The organism is Streptomyces sp. NPDC005483, from assembly GCF_040606035.1.
Lineage (GTDB): Bacteria > Actinomycetota > Actinomycetes > Streptomycetales > Streptomycetaceae > Streptomyces.
Genome location: NZ_JBEXEA010000092.1, coordinates 1 through 6,034, shown reverse-complemented (window position 1 = coordinate 6,034; position 6,034 = coordinate 1). Strand labels below are relative to the sequence as shown.

Here is a 6,034-nt window from a genome sequence, read left to right as displayed (position 1 = left end):
AGCTGATCATCCGGCATGCCGTGGACCGGGCACGTGAGCTGGGTGTTCCCTCGGTCGTCGTCACCTTCGACCCGCACCCCAGCGAGGTCGTCCGCGCAGACCAGCCTGGACCGTGCGCGCCCGGTCCGCTTGGGCCGGTCGGGCCCCATTCCCGGTCGGCGGGGACCGTTCGGCCCTTCCTCACCGTCCGTCGGCGCGGCTTTGATCGCACCATGTCCGAGAACCACACGAGGTCCGTGCTGTCGCACACGGTGCGGGGCGTCGGCGGGACGACCGTCGTGACGCTGTGCGGCGAGATCGATCTCGCGACGGCCGTCCCGCTGTCGGCGCTCCTCGACGCCCTGACCTACGATCCGCACCCCGACCTGGTGCTCGACCTGCGTTCCGTGTCCTTCGTCGACTGCGCGGGACTCACCACCCTGTGCCGGACGCAGAACCGTGTCCGGGCACGGAACGGCCGGCTCCGGCTCCTCACCGACAGCAGCGTGCACCTGCGGGTGCTCCGTGCCGCCGGACTGGGCGGGGTCTTCGAGGTGCATTCCGTCCTGGGCGACGCCCCGGACCGGACGTCCGCCACCGCCGCTGTGGGCTGAACGGCCCGTCTCCGGCCCGGAAACCGGTGCCGAGCGGCCCCGCGATGTCCCCTGGTCGGCCCGTCCCAGGGTCTGCCGGGGGCTGACACCTTCAGAGGTGTCACGACCGGAGGAGGAGGTGCGGGCCATGCGTCGCAGCATGCCGACGAGGAAGCGGTTCTGGCGTTGGCGGAGCAATCCGCTGCGACGGCACGACGACGTCGTCGAGTCCTGGATCGTGCTGGCCGTAGGGGCCGTCGTCGCGGTCGGAGGCACCTTCGCCGGCCTGGTGACAGCGCACGCCGCCGACGAGGTGCTCGCCAGGCAGCGCGCCGAGCGCCATGCGGTGCACGCGGTGCTCGTGACCGACCTGTCGCGTCGCACGTCGTCCGTCGCGTCGTCGGACGGCAAGGCCGTGGCGAAGGTCCGCTGGACGGCTCCCGACGGGGCGCCCCGCACCGGGCGCACCCTGGTCGGCACGGGTCTGCGGGCCGGAGACGGCCTCGTGGTCTGGCTGGACGGCCACGGCACGCCGACCACCGCACCTCCCAGCACCACCGAGGCCCAGGTCGAGGCCGGCGTCCTCGGCGCGGGCGCCGGGCTCGCTCTCGCCGGTGCCGTCTGCGCCGCCGGAGCTGTCGTGCGGTGGCGGCTCGAGCGGCGGCGCATCGAGGGGTGGGGCCGGGAGTGGGATCTGGTGGAGCCGACGTGGGGGCACAGGACCGGTTGACCGTCCCGTCCAGCAGACCGTCCCATCCAGCAGACCGTCCCTTCCAGCAGGAGGCCCACGATGTTCCAGAAGCCCGTCACCGAGATCGTGCTAGGAGTGGACGCCCGCGCACCCGCCGAGGGCGCCGTCCGCTTCGCCTTCGACACCGCCCGGCTGCGGGGCGTACGGCTGCGTGCCGTCCATGCCTGGCGGTTCCCTTCGTGCGCCGCGGAACTACCCTTCGGCATACCGGAGGAGGACCGCGGCGCCTGGGAGGACCACGAGGTGCAGCTGCTGACGGACGTCCTGCGACCGTGGCGGGAGAAGTATCCCGAGGTGCGGGTGGTGGAGGATGTACGGCTGTTCACCCCGGCGCAGGCCCTGGTCCAGCTGTCCGCGAACGCCGCGCTCGTCGTCGTGGGCCGAAGCTCCGGTGCCGAGCCGGGGACGGTCTCGCGGGCGCTCCTGCGCGCAGCCCGGTGCCCTGTCACGGTCGTGCCCCTGTGAACGGGACACGACAAGGGCCCCGGCGCCGGGCAGGCACCGGGGCCGTACCTTCTCGGCGGTCTACCCCGGGCCCCGCAGATCGTCGGCCACACGCCCCGCCCACGCCTCGATCGCTTCGAAGTCCCGGTAGTCGCCGCCCTTGCCGGAGCGCAGGATCATCCCGGCGATCCTCCCCTTGGCGCCTTCCTGCAGGCAGCCTCCGAAGGTCGTGTGCCCCCTGGCGTCCAGCCGCTCCATGGCCCGCTTCAGCCCTGGGACGGGCGGGATGTCGCGCTCGGCGGCCGAGGCATCCAGAGGGCCGCTGCTGAAGAGCCAGAGCGGGTGCTCGGCGAGGGTCCGGCGGTGGCGCCGGACGAAGCGGCGAGCGTCCTTGTGCCACCGTCCGGCGTACAGCCCGCCGCCGACCACGAAGGCGTCGTACGAGGACACGTCGGCCACGGACCGGGCGGGCTGTGCGTCCGCCGCCAGCCCGTTCTTGCGCAGGACCTCGGTGATCGCCTCCGCGATCTGTGCCGTCGAGCCGTTGGTGGTTCCGTAGGCCACCAGCACCTTGCCTGTCATGGTGGGCCACCTCCTCTCACGGTCGGCGCAGCCGCCGTCCACTCCCAGCATCCAGCGGATCGGCGAAACGCCCCATGGGCTGTCCGGGGTGGACCGGGGGCCGGTCGGGCCGGCACTCCCGGCCAGGTGGTATCGGCCCCCTACGTGCGGCTCAGTCGTCCGCGACGAGCGCCGTGAGGTCCAGGAGCCGGTTGGTGTAGCCCCACTCGTTGTCGTACCAGCCGAAGACCTTGGCCAGGGTTCCGTTGGCCTGGGTGAGGGCCGGGTCGAAGACGCAGGACGAAGGGTCGCCGATGACGTCGCGGGAGACGATGGGCGCGTTCGACACCCGCAGGATGCCGCTCAGCGGTCCCTCGGCGGCCGTCCGGAACACGGAGTTGATCTCCTCCACGCTCGCCTCCCGGTTCAGGACCACGGCGAGGTCGGTCAGCGAGCCGTCCTCCACGGGAACGCGGACCGCGATCCCGTCCAGCGCCCCGGCGAGGTCCGGCACCACCAGTCCGACGGCGCGGGCGGCGCCCGTGCTGGTCGGGATGATGCTCAGCGCCGCCGAACGGGCGCGGCGCAGGTCCTTGTGCGGGCCGTCGAGGAGGGCCTGGTCGTTGGTGTAGCCGTGGATGGTGGTCATCACGCCGCGGTCGATGCCGAAGGCCTCGTGCAGCACCTTCACCATGGGGGCGACGCAGTTGGTGGTGCAGGAGGCGGCCGAGACGATCCGGTCGCGCTCACGGTCGTAGGTGTCGTCGTTGACGCCCATCACGAGGGTGGCGTCCGCGTTCTTGCCGGGGGCCGAGAGCAGCACGGTGTGGGCGCCGGCCTTGAGGTGCAGGGCGGCGGAGTCGCGGTCGCGGAAGCGCCCGGTGGACTCCACGACGATGTCGGCGCCGTGGTCCGACCAGCGCAGGGCGGCGGGGTCGCGCTCGGCGGTGACGGCGATGCGTCGCCCGTCGACGGTGATGGAGCTGTCGTCGTGGACCACCTCGCGTCCGATCCGGCCGAACGTGGAGTCGTACTCCAGCAGATGGGCGAGGGTGGCGGGCGGGGCGATGTCGTTGATGGCGACCACGTGCACGTCCTGGGTGCCCGCCTCGGCGCGGTCGAGGGCCGCGCGCAGGTAGGTGCGGCCGATGCGGCCGAAGCCGTTGATGCCGACGCGTACGGTCATGACAGTGAACTCCTCACGAGGGCAGGGGTGTTCAGGCGTTCCAGGTCCAGTCGGCGACCTCGGGCAGATCGGTGCCGTGCTCGCGGATCCAGGCCTGGTGGCGGGTGCGGACGTCGGCCATCTGCTGGCGTACGGCGGCGGCGCGCACGGCGAGGCCGGGGACGCGGTCGATGACGTCCATGACGAGGCGGTAGCGGTCGAGGTCGTTGCGCACGACCATGTCGAAGGGCGTGGTCGTGGTGCCGGACTCCTTGTAGCCGCGTACGTGCAGGTTCTTGTGGCCGGTGCGGCGGTAGGCGAGGCGGTGGATGAGCCACGGGTAGCCGTGGTAGGCGAAGACGACCGGCTTGTCGGCGGTGAACAGGCCGTCGTACTCGAAGTCGCTCATCCCGTGCGGGTGTTCCTCACGGGGCAGCAGCCGCGCGAGATCGACGACGTTGACCACGCGCACGGCGAGGTCCGGCAGGTGGCGGCGGAGCAACTGGGCGGCGGCCAGGATCTCCTGGGTGGGCACGTCGCCCGCGCAGCCGAGGACCACGTCGGGTTCGCGGGAGCCGTCCTCGGTGCCCGCCCACTCCCAGATCCCGGCACCGCGGGCGCAGTGGGCGCGGGCCTGGTCGATGGACAGCCAGTCGAAACAGGGCTGTTTGCCGGCCACGATCACGTTGACGTAGTCACGGCTGCGCAGCGCGTGGTCCGCCACCGACAGGAGGGTGTTGGCGTCCGGCGGCATGTAGACGCGGACGACCTCGGGGCTCTTGTTGAGGACGTGGTCGACGAAGCCGGGGTCCTGGTGGGAGAAGCCGTTGTGGTCCTGGCGCCAGACGTGGGACGTGAGCAGGTAGTTGAGGGAGGCGATGGGAGCCCGCCACTGCAGTGCGCGGGACGTCTTCAGCCACTTGATGTGCTGGTTGACCATCGAGTCCACGATGTGCACGAACGCCTCGTAGCAGGAGAACAGCCCGTGCCGGCCGGTGAGGAGATAGCCCTCCAGCCAGCCCTGGCAGGTGTGTTCGGAGAGGATCTCCATCACCCGGCCGTGCCGGTCCAGGTGCTCGTCGACCGGCAGGTGCTCGGCCTGCCAGGCCTTGCCGCTGGCGTCGAACACGGCCTGGAGCCGGTTGGAGGCGGTCTCGTCCGGGCCGACGACCCGGAAGTCGCGGCGCAGGCGGGTGTCGTGCATGACCTGCGCCAGGAGGTCCCCGAGGACCCGGGTCGGCTCGTGCAGGGTCGTGCCCGGCTTCTCGACCGGTACGGCGTAGTCGTCCAGGGAGCGGATGGGAAGGTCCCGGACCAGGAGACCGCCGTTGGCGTTCGCGGTGGAGCCCAGACGGCGGGAGCCCTCCGGGACGCAGGCGAGGACGTCGGGGGCGGGCCGGCCGTCCGGGCCGAACAGTTCCTCGGGCCGGTACGAGCGCAGCCAGTCCTCCAACTGCCGCAGGCGCTCGGGGTTTTCGCGTACGTTCGCCAACGGCACCTGGTGCGCACGCCACGTGCCCTCGACGGGCACGCCGTCGACCTCCGCCGGGCCGGTCCAGCCCTTGGGGGTACGCAGCACGATCACGGGCCAGTGGACGCGCTGGGCGTGACCGTCCTCGCGGGCCGACCGCTGCATGACCGCGATCCGGTCCAGTGCGTCGTCGAAGGCCCGGGCCATGGCCCGGTGCACCTGGAGCGGGTCGTTGCCGCTGACGTGGATCGGGTCGTGGCCGTAGCCGCGCAGCAGCGCGTCGAGTTCGGCCTCCGGCAGGCGGGAGAGCACGGTCGGGTTGGCGATCTTGTAGCCGTTGAGGTGCAGGATCGGCAGGACGGCGCCGTCGTGGACCGGGTCGAGGAACTTGTTCGAGTGCCAGGAGGCGGCCAGCGGCCCGGTCTCCGCCTCGCCGTCCCCGATCACGCAGGCCACGAGCAGGTCCGGGTTGTCGAGGGCGGCACCGTAGGCGTGCGACAGCGAATATCCCAGCTCACCGCCTTCATGGATCGACCCGGGGGTCTCCGGGGCGACATGGCTGGGCACCCCGCCCGGGAAGGAGAACTGCCGGAACAGCCGCTCCATCCCCGCCCCGTCGCGCGGCACGTCCGGGTAGGTCTCGCTGTAGCTGCCCTCCAGCCAGGAGTTGGCGAGCACGGACGGCCCGCCGTGACCGGGGCCCCATACGCACAGCGCGTCCAGAGCGCGCGCCTTGATCACACGGTTGAGATGGGTGTGGACGAGATTGAGTCCCGGCGAGGTACCCCAGTGGCCCAGCAGCCGCGGCTTGATGTGCTCCGGCCGCAGGGGCTCGGTCAGCAGCGGGTTCGCCATCAGGTAGATCTGGCCCGCGGCCAGGTAGTTGGCGGCCCGCCAGTGGGCGTCCAGGGTGCGCAGTTCGTCATCGGAAAGTACGGTGGCGTCCAGGTGTTCGACCTCGGACATGGGATGGCTCCCTAGTGCTGCCCCGCGCAAGTTCGTGGAGGGGACTGGAGGCCTAGGAGCACACTGAAGATCTTGAAATCGCGCCCGACTTGCACCATTACAGG

The 6,034-nt window shown here is 71.6% G+C and carries 6 protein-coding genes; 3 read left to right on the top strand and 3 right to left on the bottom strand.

The annotated features are described in order from the left end of the window. Window positions 1-212 precede the first annotated feature (212 nt). The 3 genes from ABZT06_RS50085 to ABZT06_RS50075 all read left to right on the top strand — a co-directional run bounded on the left by ABZT06_RS50085 (window position 213) and on the right by ABZT06_RS50075 (window position 1,788). A complete protein-coding gene (locus ABZT06_RS50085; protein ID WP_355756513.1) occupies window positions 213-593 on the top strand; it encodes an STAS domain-containing protein in 381 nt (126 codons plus the stop codon). 127 nt (window positions 594-720) lie between these two features. Continuing rightward, window positions 721-1,302, top strand: coding sequence for a hypothetical protein (locus ABZT06_RS50080; protein WP_355756510.1), 582 nt, complete (start codon window positions 721-723; stop codon window positions 1,300-1,302). A 60-nt stretch (window positions 1,303-1,362) separates the two neighbouring features. Continuing rightward, a complete protein-coding gene (locus tag ABZT06_RS50075) occupies window positions 1,363-1,788 on the top strand; it encodes a universal stress protein (RefSeq protein ID WP_355756507.1) in 426 nt (141 codons plus the stop codon). Window positions 1,789-1,848: 60 nt separating this feature from the next. On the opposite strand, the gene ABZT06_RS50070 is transcribed toward ABZT06_RS50075, so the two are convergent. From ABZT06_RS50070 to ABZT06_RS50060, 3 genes are all read right to left on the bottom strand, one after another. Then, window positions 1,849-2,349 (bottom strand): flavodoxin domain-containing protein, encoded by a 501-nt coding sequence (locus ABZT06_RS50070; RefSeq protein WP_355756504.1) that lies wholly within the window; start codon window positions 2,347-2,349, stop codon window positions 1,849-1,851. 151 nt (window positions 2,350-2,500) lie between these two features. Beyond that, a complete protein-coding gene (gene gap / locus ABZT06_RS50065) occupies window positions 2,501-3,514 on the bottom strand; it encodes a type I glyceraldehyde-3-phosphate dehydrogenase (protein ID WP_355756501.1) in 1,014 nt (337 codons plus the stop codon). 31 nt (window positions 3,515-3,545) lie between these two features. After that, complete coding sequence (locus ABZT06_RS50060) at window positions 3,546-5,930, bottom strand: phosphoketolase family protein (RefSeq protein WP_355756498.1); 2,385 nt, start codon at window positions 5,928-5,930, stop codon at window positions 3,546-3,548. Between the last annotated feature and the right edge of the window lie 104 nt (window positions 5,931-6,034).